We start from the raw sequence: 20,822 nt of genomic DNA on the forward strand, positions 1-20,822 counted from the left end.
ATTCTCAGCTTTAAAAAGTGTTTCAATCTCAGAATTGCCCGTCAAGAAAGGCACTTGACCGACAATCCTAAGATTGAGGAGGTACCTGTTAAGCTGAGAAAGGAAAATCTTTAGTCGTAAATGACTCTAAAATACATTTAAAAAAGGAAAAGCGTCCAGTGCGTCCGGTCCTTACTCAGAGGCTTCGGCACAGTTTTAATCTAAAGTGCATCGATAGGCAACACATTGATTGAAGCGGAAGGTGCTCTGACTCCTACGGGAACAGCACGCGTCCGAAGATCCACTTTGGAGCACCAAAAAACCGACTCCAAAGTTAGCTGAGGCCGTGCCCGTGGAAAGCGAGCAGCCTGGAGCGGAAATCAACAACCGTTCACTTCCTTCCTATCACCTAAAAAAGTAGCCAGAAATGCTTCTTTGCTTAGAGTGGCCTAAAAACAGAGTCAACACCCAATTAAGTGGGGGGACTTAACAGTTTCGTTCATATCAGGAGGCTCACCAGCCGCCCGCGGAAAGCGGAGTGGCTTTCCGGATCGGCAGATAAGACACCCAACCACTTTCTCAAGTGACGTCGAAATCTATATCAATTATGCTTTTCTATTGGCCGCCATTTTCCCCCACCACAACATTAAGCTTAGAATCGGTTTATTTTCCCTTCTTTTGTTTTATTCACATCACTTCTTTCATCACAAACATGCAAATAATTGTCCAAGGACAATCATAGACATTAATAAATGGACATTGCGATCAGGAATAAGAGGTGAGAATTTAGTGGCAGCAAAGAAAAAGGGATCTTTATTCCTCCTGATATTGATTCTCCTGTTAGGTGCATTCTTGGGGACCTGTTATGGCTATAAACATCTGCCGAGACAAAAAGCAATATCTGCTGTAAAAGAGTTTTATGACGCTGAACAAGAAGGCGACTATGCTACCGCTTGGGAAATGTTTCACCCATTGATGAAAAAAAGATTTAACCAAACGGAATATATTCAAGCAAGAAGTAAGATCTATCTTGAGGATTTAGGTATCAAGACCTTTTCCTATAAAGTTACGGATACAAAGCACCTCGATCATTGGCGCATGACTTCTCAGGATTCTTCCCTAAAAGATGTATATAGAGTCACAGTCGAACAAAGCTTTAAAGGGATTTTTGGTAAAACTCGTATTGAAAAAGACTTTTACGTGACTGAAACAAAAGGTGACTATAAAATTTTATGGCAATATTAAAGTGATACCTATTTTTATTGGACATAGGCACTTAAACTTCCGCAATATATCTTCCTTGAATAGATATAATTAATTCATTTTTCTCGAGGAGGCATGCCCATGTCCTTTAAACAGCCCTTACTATATACTGCTCTTGGAGATTCTTTAACCGTTGGGGTGGGTGCAGATCTTTTTTCACCTGCTTTTGTTGGCAGATACCAATGTCTTTCAGAAAAAAAATTACAGGCACCAGTCTGTGTTCAGACATTTGCGAAAAACGGGGCCACAAGTGGTGACATTCTCGAGGCTGCTAGACTCCCGGCAATCAGTGAAGCTTTAAAAAGTTCAAGCATCATCACCGTTACTGCAGGGGCCAATGACCTGATACACGCGGGAGAACAATTCCTCTTTCATCAAGACACCTCGCTTTTACTTCAAGCTATGGAAACTGCCATCTTAAATATTACTGAGCTGATCGAACTCATACAAGGACTCCATTTCGAGTCATCCTCTTTTATTCTAAGGCTACAGAATCTTTATAATCCGTTTCCTCAGCTCCCAGAAGCCGAAGAATGGATTAGAAAATTCAATGCCCAAATGGCAGGCCTTACGCGCCATAGATTTACTAAGGTTGCTGATATTCATGGGGCTTTTGCTGGAAAACAACAAGAGTTACTCTCACCTCATGGCGTGCATCCGAATGACAATGGCTACGCCGTTATGGCCCAAACCGTGGCCCAACTTGGGTATGATCCTTTACGTTAGCTTTCGCATAAAGACAGATATTATATGGGAACCTATTGAAAAAAGGTTTGGTGTTCTAAGCACATGATAAAAAATCTTTGGAACTCTCTCGGCTTTTGGCTGGCTGTTTCTGTTTTAATTAGTTTATCCTTTATGATCATGATTGCGATAACAATGTAGTCGTCGTTGGTGGCTGCGTGTGATCTTCTGAGACATTAAGAAAGCGCGCAATTTCTTTTAAAGGACTCTCAGTGGCCCAATGCACATAGTGCCCTGCATCCACCTCAAAATATTGGATAAAGCTTTTAGAAGGTTTTTTTCTGACCCATTTTTCCGTTCTCTTGGCCTCTTTATCATCAATGCCTTTAAATGTACCGTAAATCTCTAATGTAGGAACAGAGAGCTGATGAAAAAGCTTGAGGACATTCGTCCGTGAAAAACATAACATCAAGGGTATCGCTGTAATATCACTGTCCAGACTCCCTTGTTCCTTAATTGCCAGAGCAATATAAGGTCCTTCTTCGATCTTCATCTTTTCACAAAATTCCTGAGTCTTCTTTTGTAAAATTTCCTGAGTTAAAGGTTCTTCCGCACCATCCGTCATAAAAAAGGAATGTAGAAACTGATGAAGCCGTCTCCCCATGAATTTTTCCATTACATTTATTAGCGAGAACACTATTGAGAAGAAGCCGACATCTGCTTTTAACGAAATTTTTTTATGACCATGATCTAGCAATATGAGATGTTCTATACACTCAGGATAATGATAGGCAAAGGCTAATGCAATAAACCCGCCCATGGAATGGCCTGCAATGGTCACCTTTTGAAAGTGGTTGAAATCCAAATAGCGCTTCACCCAGTCGGCAATCTCTCTAGTGGTGACCCTTCGATAATCTAATCCTTTACTTCGCCCTAACCCTGGCAGATCGATTAAATGAGATTCAAATTCCTCTTGAAGCATTTCAGCAATGTTTAATCCCTCTAAACCTCCAAAACCAGCCGCTGGGAAAAATAATAAGGGCTTCCCTCTCCCAATTTTTTGGACAAAATAATCATCTAATGCCATCCGTCTCCCCCTTCGTTACTGTTTTCGACATAGGGGAGAGGAAAACCTTTCATTTTTTCCCTTTTTAAGTTATAAGTGAAATATTGAGGTAATGAAAGATTATAATCAATAATAAGATTTCAAAACGAAAATGGCGAGACCCAAAAAATCATAAAAAGTGTAATTGATTAATTGATATAGATTGCGACGTAACTGTAAGGTGATACTTTTCCGAGCTAATAGTGTAGATCTCCGCTCCAGGTCGCTCGCTTTCCATGGGCACGGCCTCAGCTAACTTGGGAATGGATTAATTGGTTTCCCAAGTGGATCTTCGGACACGTGCTGTTCCCATAGGAGTCTCGCGCCTTACGCTCCAATCCACTTCCATGTTGTCGATGCTTTTTGAAGAAAAAATTAGGCATCTTTGCTTTTTTTAAAGGTAATTTTAACTTTAGGTGCATGAAAATCAGATCATCTTAACTAGCGGAGGAAATACACGGAGACTCCTGCGGGAGCAGAGGCCTAGGTGAGACCCCGGAGCGCGGAGCGCGAGGAGGCTCACCAGCCGCCCGCGGAAAGCGGAGTGTATTTCCGTAGCAGTGATTTATGATTTGCGTCGCAATTGACTTCAACTCCTGACATTCATAACTTGGGAAAACAACAACTCTTCTGGAAAAAATTCTTATCTTCTATAAAAAGACACCTCACAAGAAATTGTTGTGAGGTGTCACTTTCCGTTTAAATTTTTGCAATTTTAATGGTGGGTTCGGACTTTTTTTGCTTTTCAAGTCGTCTAAACATCACCGCATATAAACCAGCACTGGCAAACGCTAAAAAGCCGAGAATAGAGAACGTCCAAGTATAACCAACCCAAACGGTAAGTGGGATAGCAATGGGCGCTATTGTTCTACCAATGGAAAAGCGCAGACTAGACGCTGCAAAGTATTGCCCCCTCATATTCTCAGGTGCCAGCTTAGAAATAAAGGAATCTTGAATCCCGACGACCATTAATTCAGCTGCCGTAAAAATAACAACAGCAAAGAGTAGCCCCCAAACATTGGTCATATTTCCAAAGAGAAGAATCCCTAGGCCATAAAAAATAGCGGAACCCATAAAAACGGTTTTCTCCTTGTAGCGTGTCATCCACTTATTCATAAGTACTGTAAAGAGGGCAACGAGTAAACCATTCTCAGCTACCACCCAACTGAAGGCTTGTTTGCCCGTTAGATCAAAATGCCAAGAGCCTAGAGAGAGCAAGGATTGCGTAGGAACTTCTTCCGTTGTATAGACAGCCATGAGAAGGTCTAATTGCATAAATGTTTGCGCGACCAACACGCCTGCTAAAATAAAGATAAGGAAGGTTTTATCCGTTATAATTACTCGATAATCATGTAATTGTTCTCCAAGATACTGATACCATTTTCCGGCTTTGGTTCGCTTTTCTACTTTTGGAGCTGTCTCGTGAATCCATTTTTGCAAAACAAACGTCAGCAATACACTCACCGCAAAACAAACGACTAACAGTGGAAAACGAAAATCAAAGAAAAAGATACCCCCGAGTAAAGGCCCTAGTACAACAGTGATATTAATTGATGTGTAAAAAACAGCAAACACCGAGCTGCGATGCTTCTCCGGAACGACATCAGCAACCATCGCATGACTTGCAGGCCAGTATAGCTGGCCGAATAAACCCAGAAATGAAAAACTAATAAATGTCAGCAAAGGTGATGAGAGCCATGGGGAGTTTCCTAGGGCAAAAAAGATAAAACTAACCGCCTGACCTAAACTCGCAATCACCATCATTTTTTTCCGTCCCAAATGATCTGCACAATATCCACCAACAAGACCAATGGCGACGCTAATGACCTGAGAGGCCACTAACAAAGCCCCTGCCGTTTCTTTTCCAAAAGCATCAGAAAAGTAAATGGACATGAATGGAAAGAACATCCAAAAAAGCAAATTTGTCATGCCCTCTCCAAATAACCTTACTTTTAAGTTGATATCCCAATCTCTAAGTTTCATTGTTTTCCCTCCCCACTTGCGCTTTCTTGACGAAAACGAGACAACAAAAAAGAGTCTATGTTGGACACCACCATGGCCAACATAGACTCGCGAAAGGTCTTTGTAGACACACGGCACCATCGTCCTGTGATGAAAAACACTAGAGCTAACCCTATTTCCCTAAAAATGCCAGAGAATGCTAAGAACTGCAGCAGCTTTTATCGAAAAAGCTTGTCAACACAGCTAATAGGGTCTTCCTTAGTGTTGTTCCACCACAATTTGAACGATGATTGCCATGTCAAACCTCTCCTAATCCGTTATCAGTATAGCTTAAGTTATCATAATTACTGAATAAAAACAACATGATTTTAATTCCGTATATGAATTGTCGGTTTAGCCAATTAAATATGAGAAGAAGAGTGCTCAACCGCTTGTACTTTAGGCTGCTGGGCAGTGATTGTCCGTTTCGTCTTGGCATTAAAGATGACATTCAAGACGATAGCGGTGATGCTTCCAGCAACAATGCCGTTACTCGTCAATAATTGCACACTTGAAGGAAGCTGAGCAAAAAGGTCCGGCACAACCGTTACACCTAAGCCAACACCGATGGCGCAAGCAATTGTCAAAAGGTTTTCATAATGATTAAAATCAACTCTTCCTAGCATCTTAATCCCTGATGCCGCCACCATGCCAAACATGGCAATCATTGCCCCACCAAGTACAGGCGTGGGAATTAAGGTGGTTAACGCCCCAATCTTCGGCAAAAAGCCAATAACAACGAGAGTCACACCAGCAACTAAAATGACTTTTCGAGACCTCACGCGAGACATTTGTACTAGTCCGACATTCTGTGAAAACGTCGTGTAAGGAAAAGCATTGAATAATGAGCCAATCACAATCGCTAATCCTTCCGAGCGGTAGCCTCTTTCTAAATCTTTATCGGATAATTTATGCTCACAAAGTTCTGATAATGCAATGTAAACCCCTGTTGATTCGATCAGACTGACAATAGCGACAATCGTCATTGTGATGATCGCACTTAAATGAAAGGATGGTGCAGCAAAATGAAGCGGGGTAATGACATGAACCCATGATGCTTCTTTCACAGAGGAGAGATCCACCATACCAAGACAGCCACTCACAAGGGTGCCAACAATCAAGCCAATTAATACAGAAATAGAGCGAATAAAACCAGTAAAGAAACGATTTAAGAGAATAATAAAGATAAGTACGCCAAAAGCAATCGCTAAATATTTTGGATCTCCAAAATGAGGATTGCCTTGTCCACCCGCCATATCATTGATCGCAACGGGAATCAAAGTTGTTCCAATAATAGTTACAATGGAACCAGTGACAACGGGTGGAAACAAACGGGCAATTTTACTAAAAAATTTGGAGATGAGTAAGACGATAAGACCGGCTACTAAAATGGATCCATAGATACCTGACATGCCATATTTTTGACCAATGGTAATCATAGGTGTTACAGCGGTGAATGTACAGCCCAGAACCACGGGTAAACCCACACCGAAGAAGCGATTTTTCCAAATTTGTAATAAAGTCGCTAAACCACTTGCAGCCAAATCTAGCGAGACGAGATACGTCAATTCTTTAGACGACAACCCTAGTGCTGCCCCCACCGTTAATGGAACAATAACAGCCCCAGCGTACATCGCCAACACATGTTGAATCCCTAATGAGATTAATTTTCCTGATCCTATATTCTTCATAATTTCACCTCATCAAGATTCTTGGCAAAAGTCACCTTATTTCCTTCTAATGACACAATCCGAGCAAGCGAGTACACATCATAGCCCTCGCGATCCAATTTTTCTCGGCCTTCTTGAAAGGTTTTCTCGATAACAATACCAATGCCACTCACTTCAGCTCCAGCTGCAGCAACGATCTCGGTTAATCCTAGAGCCGCTTCGCCTTTCGCTAAAAAATCATCGATGATAAGGACGCGATCAGCAGCAGATATAAACTTTTCTGAAACAAAGATTTCAGACCGCACTTGCTTTGTATAAGAGTAAACAGAAGCCGTGAATAACTTTTCCTTTAAGGTTAACGACTGTTTTTTTCTAGCAAAAACAACCGGTACCCCAAGGGTCAAACCTGTCATCACGGCTGGAGCAATACCCGAGGATTCTAAAGTTAAGATCTTGGTTATTTTCTTATCTTTAAAATAAGAAGCAAAAGTTTCCCCTATATTCTTCATAAGGTGGGGGTCAATTTGATGATTCAAAAAGGCATCTACTTTTAAAATATGACCATCAATGACCCTACCTTCGTTTTTTATTTTGTCTAAAAGCTCTTGCATGACGATGTCCTCCCCTATTTTAGTAATAATTCAGAGAGATGAAGCCTGAGGCAAAATAAAAACGCCCAAAGTCATCCTCTCTCTGTATGAGTGAGAGAAAATACCTTGGGCAAAACGAAAATGGTAGAACAATAGGGATCCACCAAATCACATGACCGTATATATCTCACTCGTAGGCGAACTATTTACGGTAGTTCGGTAGAGACTTGCGAGCCATATTCCCGCGATTATACGAGTTAAAATTAGTTTTTAGAATCGAGTCTCATTATAACGAAAAACAAACAACTTGAAAAGGGGAAATTCAGGAAGTCTAAAAGCTGTCCCTTCCTCCAAGCTCTATTAGTAAAAATAAAATCCTTCTCTAACCTTCGATCCCTGCGGCAGTTATTCTTCTTTTTATAGTAGATTAAAGCTCTGTCGCCGTAACCTTCTTGAAATCGTTGGGAAATGGACGTCGAAGAGGAAGCATTATGCCACTCCCCCCATCTTCTCAATTCATCAATTGTTCACAGATCAGCAAACCACCAGTCGCTGAATGTTTAAACAACAAAAAAACGGGCACCACACTGCTGGCTTGATGACCGTTTCCGGAACAAGGAGAACAAATGGGTATCTATGCATCTTAAATGTGGTGACACTACAGCTTGTGCATAACTTCTCTCCTCAATTTACTTCAATAGTTGTCTTCAAGTCGCGAATTTTATAATTTCCTAAACAACAAAAAAGCATACCTTTATTGGCATGCTTTCGTCACGTTATGACATCCATTGTGGTGGCGTATTTTTATCCCAATACACTTTTCCAAGTTCATGATGCACCTGATATTGATCTTCTGCCGTATGATAGTGAAAATTAAACCAATAGCCGTCTTGTGGAGGATGATCTCTTCGGACATGGAACTTTAAAATTTCCTTTCCTGTGCGTTCATCGTAAAGGTTTAGGATTCTTTCCCCAGTACCTCCAGCAGGATTGTTACTCACAGCTAGATTTTTCAAAGTATCTACGTCCATAGTATTACCCAGTGAAGCCACCGCCTCACCAAACTTTGGTAGAATGCTTTGGGTATATGTATCCCCTAGTCTTTTTCCAATGGTATCACCAAATTTAACAAAACCCTGTGTTTTGGCTTCTTCTACAGCATAAGTTTGAAAGTGCGGAATCATCTCGTCTACATTATCATATTGACTTGCAATAGTAGACCAGCTACGCTCAGTCTCTTCAGTAATCTCAGGCGCAGCTTCTTCAACCGCATCTACCGTGAGTTCTGTCCTTGGCGATTGAGCGCTTGGTCCATTAATGCTTTCCTTGGATGACGGCTTTTGTTCTGTATGATAGTTGACAGAGGGGACAACTGTACCCAATGTAAGGATGGTTACAAGCGTAACAAAAGATTTAATTAACCATTTTGGCAATGAAATACAGCTCCCTTCTATTCTTTATAATTAGAATACGTTTCACTCTTCAATAGGTTTCACATTTATTATCGCATGGAAGACATTGACTTACAATCTTTCTTCCCATTTTTATATGTCCATTAAACCATATTATCTGTCAAAATTAAGGAATATGAAAAAACTTTGAAATTCTAGGGACATGGGGTCAGGTCCTTTGTCCCACTTTAAGAAAATATCATTTTGAACCAGCATGAACAGACATTCATGACTCCTATTATTTTTTTCGTTTAATAGAGTTAATTTAGGGTGGTTGATAGCCCTTTCATTACACTTTTTTAAAATCTATTATGCATTGTGTTCTCTATTCATTTTTGCTTCTTTCTCCACCTGTAGTTTTTTATTGAGTAAACTCCCTGAATGATAAAAAAACAATGCTGAGAGAAGCCAATAACTCCAATCAAACCGGTCATAAATACCGACGAGGTGATCACGCCTAATGTGATCATCATCCCCGCAAAGATCTGGACACATTTCCTGATAAACCACTCATTGCCATATAGGAACTCCGCGCTTAGTCCGGCGCAAGGTCTCCAAGATAAGCTTGTTTAACAGGGACATAGATCAGTTCACCAATCGTGGCGACAAAGGACATTAACATGAGTAAGAGCAGCGATGTGCCAAACATAAGATAGGCGAAGCCACAAATAAAGATCAGCACCCCTGTGACAATAGCTGCATGATTATTGACTTTTCTAACAGGTCTTGCAATAATCAAAGCCTCAGCGACAACAAGAACGGTATTTTCAGTTTGTAAAAGACTCAGCATCAGATACCCCTCAATGTGGAAGAAACCATTGATGTCAAGTGGTTTTCAGACTCTTTTGTTTCCTTAGTCAACTTCCACATTTTTAGATAATTTCCTTTAATCATGCATATTTCCCCTTGTTTCGTGCATGTTTCATGATATAGGAGTTAGGCATACAGATTCAGTCACAATCCGTCCATCTCTCCCTTGCATCCTATTTCCACAATATTTTTTAAAAAAATTAGTATCAGATACTAATATTAAGTGATATAATGAATTATCAATTTTTCTAGGAGTGATTGAATTTGCAATCAAAGGCAAGAATAACAGCAATAGGTACTTACACCCCTAAAAAAATCCTTACAAATGCTGATATGGAAAAAATCGTTGAAACAAGTGATGAATGGATTGTACAAAGAACAGGTATAAAAGAACGACGCATTGCCGCAGATGATGAATTTTCAAGTGACCTTGCCATTCAGGCAGTAAATCAATTGGTCGCCAATTACAATACATCGATCCAAGATGTTGACTTAATTCTAGTCTCAACGACAACACCAGATTATCCTTTTCCCAGTGTTGCCAGCCAAGTTCAAGCGCGTTTAGGGATCAAAAATACGGGAGCTATCGACCTAAATGCCACCTGTGCAGGTTTTGCATACGCCCTGCATTTAGCTAACGGCCTTGTGACTTCAGGAGCTAACAAAAAAGTGTTAGTGATTGGAGCAGAGACATTATCTAAAGTCACAGACTACACCGATCGTACTAGTTGTATCTTATTTGGTGATGCTGCCGGGGCTGTGTTAGTGGAATATGATGAAGAAAACCCGAGTTTTATTGAGTCAGTCATGGGATCGGATGGTGACGCCGGTATCCATCTTTATAGAACGGGATTATCTCAAAAGATGCAGGACGTCGATCTCATTGCCTCGGAAAAAATGGTACAAAATGGTCGAGAGGTTTATAAATGGGTAATGAAAAATGTCCCTAATTGCATTCAAGAGCTTTTAAATAAAGCCCATATGTCAATGACTGATGTCGATTGGTTTGTTCCGCATAGTGCCAATATGCGTATTGTAGAAGCCCTTTGCGAAAGACTCGACTTTCCTGTGGAAAAAGCGTTGACCAGTTTGACTTACATCGGTAATACGTCTTCGGCCTCTATTCCCCTCGCTATTGATTTCGCAGTAAAGGAAGGCAGAATTAAAACAGGAGAGACCTTGTTACTCCATGGATTTGGTGGCGGACTTGTCCAAAGTGGTGTTCTATTAAAATGGCAAATGTAAAGGATAAGCAAAACCAGGCGAAAAAACATATGCTTCCCTTAATCAGGCATTAAAAATGTTTTTTACCAAAAGCCCACATCAGCAACCAAGTTGATTGAGACGGAAGTTGCGAGATTCGGAACACTTATATACTGTGTGTTCCTCAGCACCGCTGACTCATGGATCCCTAAACAAAAGTCCTTTGGGAACGGGTCCAGCGTGACTTCTATTTTTAAAAAGGTGAGCCAAAGATTACGTTGGCCCACCTTTTTCTTATTATTTACACTGGACCCCAATGGATTAACACACCAATGGTAATAAAGATCAGTCCAATCACAAACCAAATGAGTGCTAGGGGTGCCATAAATCGAACCCACTTAAAGTAAGGAATACCACTCGCTACGAGCACACCCATTAGAACTCCTGATGTAGGGTTAATACAGTTGGCCACGCCTTCCCCTAGCATCACGGCCTCAACGGCGACCTGCCTCGTAATGTGCATAAGATCAGCAAGAGGGGCTAAAATAGGGATAAAAACGACCGACTCACCAGAACCTGAAGAAATGACGAAATGAAGCAAAATACTGGTAATAAACATACCGATAGCCCCAAAGACTGGACTTAAGCCATGCAAAAGATGGGAGAGTGCATACACTATAGTATCAAGAAGCTTCCCACTCGTTAAGATGACCGAGATACAGCGCGCCATCCCAACGATAAGGGCTCCATACACCAAGCGTTGACACCCCATAAGAAATGTTTTGGATATACTATTTGCCCCCATTCTTGCAATAAGTCCGGAAATGATCGAGATAAAAACAAAAGTCCCTGCCATCTGAATATCCGACCACTTGAGCCAAAGGGCTCCAGCGAGATAACCGAGGATGGACACACCCGTCACAATTAAAATGAGTTTATGCTGCAGTGTAAAGGCCACTTCACCAACGTCATCTTCATTGAGCAGCGCTTTACTAGGAAACCATTCCTTCCCCAATAAACTTCCCTTTTCAGAGTGAAGTCTTTTTATATAAAAATAAATATATGCAATTGTTGCAATAAGAAAACAAATATAGATAGCGAGACGCAGACCGATACCTGAAAACATAGGAATCTCTGCTATTTTCTGTGATAAGCCCAGCGGTGAAGGCGATAAGAGCGTCGCATTAAAGCCGGCATAAGTCCCCAAATAAATCACTGCCGCTCCAACAACCGCATCCCATTTTAGCGATCTTGCCACAATAATCCCTAAGGGAATAAACCCTATGACCGAGTTAACGACAATACCTGTCGTTCCAAGAATCGAAAAAATAGCTCCTACAATAATCACAAAAAGTAATTGTCTTTTTCGAAACTTGTTGACCACATTATGAATTAGACCGTGGATGGCTCCTGTTTCCTCAAGAATAGCAATAAGTCCACCTGTAAAGAGAATTAAAAAGATAATTGAAGAGGAGTCGATCATTCCCTGTTCAATCGCTGTAAAAAATTCCATAAACCCAACAGGAGAGTTGGTAACATGGTGATAACTGCCTGGTACTGCTTGTGTGGTTGTTCCATGAGTTGTGTATTTAAATTCCCCTGCTGGAACAAAGTATGATGCTATAGCGCATAGAAGGGAATCAGAAATAGCAACACATAAGCATCAGGCATTCTTATTTTTCTTTTCTTTTTCTCTGGCTTTGTCTCATATTGTGTACTCAATCGGCCCACCTCCATTTTCATACATTTCAAACTAAAAATCTATTGAAAAAATTCTGTCTTATGTTAGATTATAATAAAGGATTTCCTTCAATTCAATACTAAATGTTGCGAATCCTTCAAAAAGTTGAGGTGTTGCCATCTGAGCAAAGTTTTTGAAAAAATCAATATATACTATCCTCATTTGACAAAGGGGCAAAAGAAGGTGGCTGACTTTTTACTCGCCGATCCTACAACTTTTGCCACTCATTCAGCTAAGAAGGTAGGTGAACTTATTGGCGTTAGTGAGACGATGATTATTCGTCTGTGCCATTCCTTGGGCTATCATAGTTTCAAAACACTCCAAACCGAGATAAGGGAATCGATTTTCGACTTTAGTAATCAACATCCCCTTTTCGCAGGAGAAGACCAAGTTAAGCAGTCGACTTTTTATCATGCGATGACTGCTAATAGTGATTTTATTAGAGAAGCAGCCACGCACATCGATGATGAGGCTATCAATCTTACCCTTGAAAAGTTGCATCAAGCACGTTGGGTTCTTGTTTCAGGTTCCCACGCCGCTTTTTCTATGGCCCATTGGTTTGCCTTCTCACTTAATTTAATCAAAGGAAATACGCTTTTATTTCGTTCCGAGTTTGATTCCAATCTCGAACAACTTTCGGATCACAGTGCACTATTTGTCTTTTCGTTTTATCGGTATGCCAAAGAATCCTTATGGGTAGCTGAGGCGGCAAAAAATCAAGGCGCTTATGTTATTGCCGTGACAGACTCACCGAATGCTCCGATTAATCCATTTGCTGATAGCATTCTTGATCTCAAGCTGCCGAATAAAATTATTTACAAGACAGCCCCGATTGTCTTTTCATTTCTCAATGCTCTCTTAATGAGTTATAGTCAGAAGTTTGCTGATCCCAATGTCTTAAGGGAAAAATTATATAAGGAAAAAGCCAACCAGTTTTATGCTTTTTAGAAATGGTTTAAACTGTCAGGAGGATTTTTTATCATGGAACTAACTGAAGAAATGAAACAAGAAATACTCAGTATTTTTGAATACCTGCATACACATCCGGAGATTAGTTGGAAGGAAATCAATACCACGCAATATATTGCCAATAAGCTTAAAGCATTGGGCTGTCGGGTGCAAACCTTTGATGACTGTACTGGAGTTATTGCCGAGATTGGATCAGGCAGTCCAATTATTGGTTTGCGCGCTGATATGGATGCCTTATGGCAGGAAGTAGATGGTACTTTTAAAGCGAATCATTCCTGTGGACACGATGCTCACATGACCATGGTTCTCGGCACTTTAATGATGCTGAAGCAACAAGATACCTTGCCCCAAGGGACGATTCGCTTTATCTTCCAACCCGCAGAGGAAAAAGGGATGGGTGCACTCAAAATCATTGAAAAGGGCGTCATTGACGACCTCGAATTCCTTTATGGCGTGCATGTTCGCCCAATACAGGAAACGGCTAATGGTCATGCTACTCCTGCGATCTTACACGGATCAACGCAATCCATTACCGGAACGATAATCGGAGAAGACGCCCATGCTGCCCGCCCTCACCTCGGTACAAATTCAATAGAAATCGCGGCCACTCTCGTTCATGAACTTGCTCATATCCATGTTGATCCGATGGTCCCTCATTCCGTAAAAATGACGAAATTGCATGCTGGTGGTGAAAGTTCAAACATTATTCCTGGAAAGGCTGAATTTAGTTTAGATTTACGGGCCCAAACGAATGAGGTCATGGAATCCTTAATTGCCCATGTTCAAGGAGCCGCACAGTCAGTAGCCCAATTTTATAATGTCAACATCGACATGAACATTCCTGAAAATCTTGCTGCTGCAACTGAAAATCTAGAGGCTGAAACTCTTCTTGCCGCTGCAATAGAGGATACTATTGGAAAGGAAAATTTAGATCCCCCGCTCGTGACAACAGGTGGAGAGGATTTTCATTTTTACTCCTTAAAAAGACCTAAATTAAAAGCGACCATGCTCGGTTTAGGCTGTGGGCTAGAACCCGGGCTACATCATCCCCATATGACCTTTGATCGCAAGGCCTTATTCTCTGGTATCCGCATCCTGACATCTGTCCTCTTAAAAACATTAGAAAGAGAACCTTGTGGGGTCTCCCGTTAGAAAGCCGTTTCATCGCGCATGTCCGATCAACTACCATGCGTCTTTATCCCTAAAAGGACCATTAAAAAATCGCCCTATAAAGAGGGCGATTTTTTTGGTGATATTTTTTTAAGGTAATACAGTGGCTCCCATAAGGTAACGGTCACATTCACGTGCAGCTTCTCTTCCTTCATTTATGGCCCAAACGATCAAACTTTGTCCACGACGGACGTCACCCGCTGCAAAGACACCGTCCTTATTTGTCGTGTACTCTCCATATTTCGCTTTTACCGTACCACGATAGGTTTGCGTTAAGCCCAAATGGTTGAGCAATGACTTTTCAGGACCTTCAAAGCCAACAGCAATTAAAACGAGATCAACGGGCCAGAGTTTTTCCGTGCCAGGAATCTCTTGGGTGACCACCTCTCCCTTTTCATTCGTGTCTTTCTCAACTTCCATTGTTTCCAAAGCAACAATATGACCCTTTTCGTCCGTTATAAAACGTTGGGTAAGAATAGAATATTGACGTGGGTCTTGGCCAGATTGAGCTTTTGCTTCTTTATACGCATAACTTAATTCAAAAACATCAGGTTGTTCTGGCCATGGATTCGTCTCTAAACGATACTTAGGTAGCTTAGGATGCTTCCCAAACTGAACAATACTCTTACTCCCTTGGCGCAGAGCCGTTGCGACACAGTCTGCCCCTGTATCACCGCCCCCGATCACGATCACGTTTTTATCCTTTGCAGAAAATGCCTCTGGTAATTCAAGTGTTGGATCAAGCAGTACCTTTGTGCTCATCGTTAAATAATCCATTGCATATTGAATACCTTTAGCCTCTCGACCTGGAATATCCACATCGCGTTGCTTGGTCGCCCCAGCACACACAATCACCGCATCAAATTTGTCTTCAAGTTGCTGCATTGAGATATCTTTTCCAACTTCCGTATTTACTTGGAAGATGACACCTTCTTGCCGCAAGAGATCAACCCGGCGTGTCACTGACTCTTTCTCCAGCTTCATATTAGGAATACCGTACATGAGCAGTCCACCCACACGATCTTCACGTTCAAACACAGTGACCCAATGGCCTGCTTTATTTAACTGATCAGCTGCTGCTAATCCAGCAGGACCTGAGCCGATGATAGCAACATGCTTTCCTGTTCGATGCTCAGGGGGCTCAGGAACGATCCATCCTTCGGCGAAACCCTTATCAATAATACTTTTCTCAATATTTTTGATAGTCACTGCATCATCATTTAAGGAGACAGTACAAGAGCCTTCACATGGCGCTGGGCACACTCTCCCAGTCCATTCTGGAAAATTATTCGTTTTAAGAAGCCGATGAAGTGCTTCTTTCCATTGTCCACGATAGACGAGATCATTCCACTCTGGAATTAGATTATGCAAAGGGCAGCCAAAGGAGGTTTGATTAAACTCAACCCCTATATGGCAATAGGGCGTTGAACAATCCATGCAACGTGCCCCTTGTTGTTTGAGCGTCTCATCCGACCAAGCCTTTTGGTATTCCTGCCAATCACGGAGGCGTTCACGAGGGCTGCGTTCTTTTGTTTCTTTTCTCTTATAGTCTAAAAATCCCGTCAGTTTTCCCATCGATTCCATTTCCTCCTTGGTTTCATACTGGTTCTAATGCATCATCTTTAAAAATCACTTTTTGGTCAGTCTTTTTCTCAAATGCTGATAAGATAGCGGCCTGACCATGAAGCCCCTTTGCTTTTGCCTCATCTATGTTGGCAAGCATGCGCTTATAATCTGAAGGAATCACCTTAATGATCCTTTGTACAGACGCTTCCCAGTGGCTAAGGACTTCACGCCCTTTTGCACTGTTTGTATACGTGACATGCTTTTCAATCATGTGTTTCACTTCAGCAATTTCTTCAGGATCTACTAATGCCTCTAGTAAAACCATACCGAGATTACATTTTTCTTTGAAGGTTTCTTTGCTCTCATCTGAAAGAATATAAGCAATGCCGCCTGACATCCCCGCTGCAAAGTTGCTGCCCACCGATCCTAAGTTGACCACGCGGCCACCTGTCATATATTCACAGCCATGGTTTCCGATGCCCTCGACAACGACCTTTACTCCGCTGTTTCGAACACCAAAGCGCTCCCCAGCACGTCCGTTAATATAGGCCTCACCTGAACTGGCACCATAAAAAGCAACATTCCCTATTAAACTACTTTCATCATGAATCGCTTCAGGTACTGTACTTCTGACAATAATTTTTCCTCCGGATAGCCCTTTCCCAACATAATCATTGGCATCTCCATCTAACTCAAGTGTGATGCCATGGGGAGCAAAAGCCCCAAAGCTCTGACCTGCCGTGCCCCTAAAATGCAAGTGGATGGTATCCTCTGGCAGCCCTTTGGCTCCATATTTATTGGATATAGCATTACCGATAATCGCCGTCACAGTGCGATCTGTATTCTTTATCGTGTAATGACCGACCACTTTATGCCCCAACTCTAAAGCCGGGCGACAGTCATCTAATAACTCTCGTATATCAAAGGATTCTTCAAGCTTATGATCCTGATCCCTCTGTTTAAAAGTCCCTACGCCTTCAGGTGCTTCTATTACCGTCAATACCTTCGAAAGATCAAGGTGTTTCGCCTTCCAATGAGTCTTAGCTGTTTCTGTTACCTCAAGTAAATCGGTACGACCAATCAGTTCATTTAAGCTTCTAAACCCTAGTTCTGCTAAAAGTTCTCTTACTTCTTGGGCGACAAAATGCATGAAAGTCACCACATGATCAGGCGTTCCCGCAAAACGTTTTCTAAGCTCGGGATCCTGAGTTGCGATCCCTACTGGACAGGTATTGGACTGACACACCCTCATCATGACACAGCCAAGAACAACGAGAGGTGCTGTTGAAAACCCATACTCTTCCGCACCGAGAATGGCAGCCATCACAACGTCCCGACCCGTCATCAATTTGCCATCGGTTTCAAGGGTGACCCTATCACGTAAACCATTAAGGACTAACGTTTGATGCGCTTCAGCGAGTCCAAGCTCCCATGGGAGTCCAGCGTGTTGAATACTAGAGCGGGGAGAAGCTCCTGTACCACCGTCAGAACCACTGATCAATATGACGTCGGCTAACCCTTTTGCGACACCAGCAGCAATCGTTCCTACTCCAGCCTTAGCAACCAGTTTGACATTTATTCTCGCATTCGGATTGGCATGCTTTAAATCATAGATCAGCTGAGCAAGATCCTCAATCGAATAAATATCGTGATGTGGTGGTGGAGAAATAAGTCCAACACCTGGCGTCGATCCCCGTACTTCGGCTATCCAAGGATACACTTTTTTACCCGGGAGGTGACCGCCTTCACCTGGCTTCGCTCCTTGAGCGAGTTTAATCTGAATTTCTTCGGCATTCGCGAGATAATAGCTCGTAACACCAAAGCGACCCGAAGCGACTTGCTTAATGGCACTTTTACGATTATCACCATTGGCATCAAGGATATAGCGCTTAGGATCCTCGCCACCTTCACCACTATTACTTTTTCCACCAATTCTATTCATGGCAATCGCCAACGCCTCATGAGCCTCTTTACTTATCGAACCATACGACATCGCACCTGTCTTAAAACGGCGACAAATGGCATCAATAGATTCCACTTCATCAATGGAAATGGGTGTTCTATTGGCCTTGAAATCTACTAAATTTCGAATCGATGAAAGGGCTTCGGTATTAGCCAATGCTGAATAAGTTTTAAATAATTGATAGTCCTTTCGCCTTGTCGATTGCTGCAACGAATAGATCGTTTTCGAATGAAGCTTATGATACTCTCCGCCGTGTCTCCACTGGAACTGGCTTCCAGAGTCTAGCGTTTTATCAACAGATTTAAAGGCTTTGGTATGACGCATCAATGACTCTTCGGCAATCACATCGAGTCCAATACCACCAATTTGTGAAGCCGTACCTGTGAAGTACCTCGCGACAACCTTATCCGAAAGCCCTAATGCTTCAAACATTTGCGCACCGCGATAACTCTGAACAGTCGATATTCCTAGCTTAGACATCACCTTAATCACACCACTAGAAAGGGTGTTAAGGTAGGCATCGACTGCCGCTTCAGGTGTCATATCCTTAATGTGACCTTCATCGATCAAGCCTTTAATCGTTTCAATACCTAAAATCGGATGAATAACATCAGCACCATAACCGACTAACATCGCCATATGATGGACATCACGTGCTTCTCCTGTATTAACAATGATGCTGACATCCATTCTAGTTCCTTGGCGAATCAGATGATGGTGGAGACCTGCCACAGCAAGAAGTGCTGGAATCGGAGCGAATGTTTCATTGACCCCCATGTCAGAGAGAACAATGAAAACCACCCCTTCTTCAATGGCGGCATCAACTTTATCAAACAACTTATCCATTGCCCGTTCGAGAGTCTCCTCTTTGGTATCGAACAGGATATCCATGATGCGTGCCTTAAAACGCTCTTGCCCTAATAAGTTTTGATACAAGGTCGTCTCAATGATTGGAGAATTCAACTGTACACGATCTGCACCGGCACCATAGGTCTCTAATAAATTACTCTGCGCACCCAACCAGGTTAAACCCGAGGTCACCGAAGCCTCCCGGATAGCATCTATGGCTGGATTCGTCACCTGTGCAAAAAGTTGTTTAAAATAATTATATAAAAGCTGTGGCTGATCGGATAATACCGCAATAGGAGTATCTGTCCCCATTGAACCTACAGGATCTTTGCCTTCTGTTGCCATTGGCATGAGGCCTTTAATCAATTCTTCATAGGTATAGCCGAAAGCCTTTTGCAATTGCCTACGCTCTTCCTGTTTCATCACAGGAATCTCATCATCTTTAGTAATGACATTTTCAAAGCTCAAAGTGCTTTCTTTTAACCAATCACCATAAGGGCGTTCATCTGCTAATTCCTTCTTCAATTCTTCATTGGAGCAAATGCGACCTTCCTCAAGATCAATCCACAAGGCTTCACCCGGGCTTAGGTTTTTCTTGATCTTAATTTGATCATCTGGGACATCCAAAACACCAAACTCTGATGAAAAGACAATCTTATCTTCATGGGTTACGATATATCGTCCAGGTCTTAAGCCATTGCGATCTAAAAGCGTGCCGATTTGTTTACCGTTTGTAAAGGAAATAGCCATTGGACCGTCCCAAGGCTCCATCAATTGACTATGAAATTTATAATAATCACGGACTTTTTTATCCATTGATTGCAATTCCCATGGTTCTGGAACAAGCATTGTTGCCACATTCGCTAAAGAGCGACCACTTAACGACAAAAATTCTAATACATTATCGAAGCTCGCAGAATCACTTCCACTTTCATCAATAATCGGAAGTAAAGTCTCTAATGGGACACCAAAAACATCAGAGGCCATTTTTCCTTCACGCGCTTTCATCGCATTAATGTTGCCTCTTAATGTGTTGATTTCACCATTATGGACAAGATATCTATAAGGATGCGCTCGCTTCCACATCGGTTCTGTATTGGTACTATATCTTGCATGCACTAATCCAAAGGCAGACCGAAACTCTGAATCGGCTAATTCTTGATAAAATTCAGGAATTTCCATCGGCTTCAATAATCCCTTATAAACAATCGTTTGTGACGAAAAACTTACGATATAAAAGTCACTAAACTGCTGAGTCTGTTTTTCAATCCGTTTTCTTAACACGAATAATTGGCGATCAAATGTTAAGGAATTCACATAAGAATCTTTGCCAACAAACAACTGTTTAATGATGGGACGACTTTGCTCCGCCTGACGTCCGATGCCTTCTGGATTCACAGGAACCTCGCGCCAACCTATCCATTTCAAAGGCGAGTCAGCCACTTGCTCTTCAATTAATTTCTCAATATAAAGCCTTTCTCGTTCCTCTTGAGGTAAGAAGAACATGCCTACGCCATAATCACCCTTTGCAGGTAAATCAAAAGAAGTGTTCAGCCGAAAATAAGCATCAGGAATTTGAACAAGAATACCCGCGCCATCACTAGTATCATCAGTATAACCTGCCCTGTGATCTAACCTGTGTAACATTTCTATTGATTCATTTATAATATTATGGGTAGGGTTTCCCTTAATGTTGGCGATGAATCCAATGCCACATGCATCATGTTCAAAAGATGGATGATACAAACCTGTCTGCTGCATTACCCTTTCCCCCCAATGATTTTTAATCGTTATCAGAAATGTAGTGT

14 protein-coding genes, 1 pseudogene and 1 riboswitch are annotated in these 20,822 nt (G+C 41.8%); of the genes and pseudogenes, 5 read left to right on the plus strand and 10 right to left on the minus strand.

Annotation, left to right across the window (positions count from 1 at the left end; translation table 11 throughout):
- The first annotated feature begins 768 nt into the window (after positions 1–768).
- Both IEV91_RS02205 and IEV91_RS02210 read left to right on the plus strand, forming a co-directional pair.
- The gene (locus IEV91_RS02205) at positions 769–1,224 is read left to right on the plus strand and encodes a hypothetical protein (RefSeq protein ID WP_188495632.1); all 456 of its coding nucleotides are present in this window, start codon (positions 769–771) and stop codon (positions 1,222–1,224) included.
- A 99-nt stretch (positions 1,225–1,323) separates the two neighbouring features.
- Positions 1,324–1,968 carry a GDSL-type esterase/lipase family protein gene (locus IEV91_RS02210; protein ID WP_188495634.1) on the plus strand — a complete coding sequence of 215 codons (645 nt, stop codon included), beginning with the start codon at positions 1,324–1,326 and terminating at the stop codon, positions 1,966–1,968.
- Positions 1,969–2,104: 136 nt separating this feature from the next.
- On the opposite strand, the gene IEV91_RS02215 is transcribed toward IEV91_RS02210, so the two are convergent.
- The 7 genes from IEV91_RS02215 to IEV91_RS02245 all read right to left on the minus strand — a co-directional run bounded on the left by IEV91_RS02215 (position 2,105) and on the right by IEV91_RS02245 (position 9,533).
- Positions 2,105–3,013, minus strand: coding sequence for an alpha/beta hydrolase (locus tag IEV91_RS02215; RefSeq protein WP_188495636.1), 909 nt, complete (start codon positions 3,011–3,013; stop codon positions 2,105–2,107).
- A gap of 717 nt (positions 3,014–3,730) precedes the next feature.
- Positions 3,731–5,014, minus strand: coding sequence for an MDR family MFS transporter (locus IEV91_RS02220; protein ID WP_188495638.1), 1,284 nt, complete (start codon positions 5,012–5,014; stop codon positions 3,731–3,733).
- A gap of 380 nt (positions 5,015–5,394) precedes the next feature.
- Positions 5,395–6,723 (minus strand): nucleobase:cation symporter-2 family protein, encoded by a 1,329-nt coding sequence (locus IEV91_RS02225; RefSeq protein WP_188495640.1) that lies wholly within the window; start codon positions 6,721–6,723, stop codon positions 5,395–5,397.
- On the minus strand, positions 6,720–7,313 hold the full coding sequence (locus tag IEV91_RS02230) for a xanthine phosphoribosyltransferase (protein ID WP_188495642.1): 594 nt from the start codon (positions 7,311–7,313) through the stop codon (positions 6,720–6,722). The genes IEV91_RS02225 and IEV91_RS02230 overlap by 4 nt, the downstream gene beginning before the upstream one ends.
- 153 nt (positions 7,314–7,466) lie before the next feature.
- A riboswitch (purine riboswitch) is annotated at positions 7,467–7,568 on the minus strand.
- A 500-nt stretch (positions 7,569–8,068) separates the two neighbouring features.
- On the minus strand, positions 8,069–8,725 hold the full coding sequence (locus tag IEV91_RS02235; RefSeq protein WP_188495644.1) for a YpjP family protein: 657 nt from the start codon (positions 8,723–8,725) through the stop codon (positions 8,069–8,071).
- A gap of 327 nt (positions 8,726–9,052) precedes the next feature.
- Positions 9,053–9,253: a hypothetical protein gene (locus tag IEV91_RS02240; protein WP_188495646.1), complete on the minus strand. Its 201-nt coding sequence runs from the start codon at positions 9,251–9,253 to the stop codon at positions 9,053–9,055.
- A gap of 25 nt (positions 9,254–9,278) precedes the next feature.
- A complete protein-coding gene (locus IEV91_RS02245; protein ID WP_188495648.1) occupies positions 9,279–9,533 on the minus strand; it encodes an MFS transporter in 255 nt (84 codons plus the stop codon).
- Between the two features lie 284 nt (positions 9,534–9,817).
- Between IEV91_RS02245 and IEV91_RS02250 the strand changes: the two genes are divergently transcribed.
- Complete coding sequence (locus IEV91_RS02250; protein ID WP_188495650.1) at positions 9,818–10,798, plus strand: ketoacyl-ACP synthase III; 981 nt, start codon at positions 9,818–9,820, stop codon at positions 10,796–10,798.
- Between the two features lie 259 nt (positions 10,799–11,057).
- On the opposite strand, the pseudogene IEV91_RS02255 reads toward IEV91_RS02250, so the two are convergent.
- Positions 11,058–12,493: pseudogene (locus tag IEV91_RS02255) on the minus strand (YfcC family protein).
- 109 nt (positions 12,494–12,602) lie between these two features.
- Here IEV91_RS02255 and IEV91_RS02260 point away from each other — a divergent pair.
- Together IEV91_RS02260 and IEV91_RS02265 are read left to right on the plus strand one after the other, a co-directional pair.
- On the plus strand, positions 12,603–13,445 hold the full coding sequence (locus tag IEV91_RS02260) for a MurR/RpiR family transcriptional regulator (RefSeq protein WP_268236343.1): 843 nt from the start codon (positions 12,603–12,605) through the stop codon (positions 13,443–13,445).
- 33 nt (positions 13,446–13,478) lie between these two features.
- Positions 13,479–14,618 (plus strand): M20 peptidase aminoacylase family protein, encoded by a 1,140-nt coding sequence (locus IEV91_RS02265; RefSeq protein ID WP_239540917.1) that lies wholly within the window; start codon positions 13,479–13,481, stop codon positions 14,616–14,618.
- 108 nt (positions 14,619–14,726) lie between these two features.
- Here IEV91_RS02265 and IEV91_RS02270 read toward each other — a convergent pair whose 3' ends face one another.
- Together IEV91_RS02270 and gltB are read right to left on the minus strand one after the other, a co-directional pair.
- Entirely contained in the window at positions 14,727–16,211 is a 1,485-nt protein-coding gene (locus IEV91_RS02270; RefSeq protein WP_188495653.1) for a glutamate synthase subunit beta, read from the minus strand.
- Positions 16,212–16,233: 22 nt separating this feature from the next.
- Positions 16,234–20,775, minus strand: a complete 4,542-nt coding sequence (gene gltB / locus IEV91_RS02275; protein WP_188495655.1) for a glutamate synthase large subunit — start codon at positions 20,773–20,775, stop codon at positions 16,234–16,236.
- Between the last annotated feature and the right edge of the window lie 47 nt (positions 20,776–20,822).

Origin of the sequence: Pullulanibacillus pueri (assembly GCF_014639255.1) — a bacterium.
Lineage (GTDB): Bacteria > Bacillota > Bacilli > Bacillales > Sporolactobacillaceae > Pullulanibacillus > Pullulanibacillus pueri.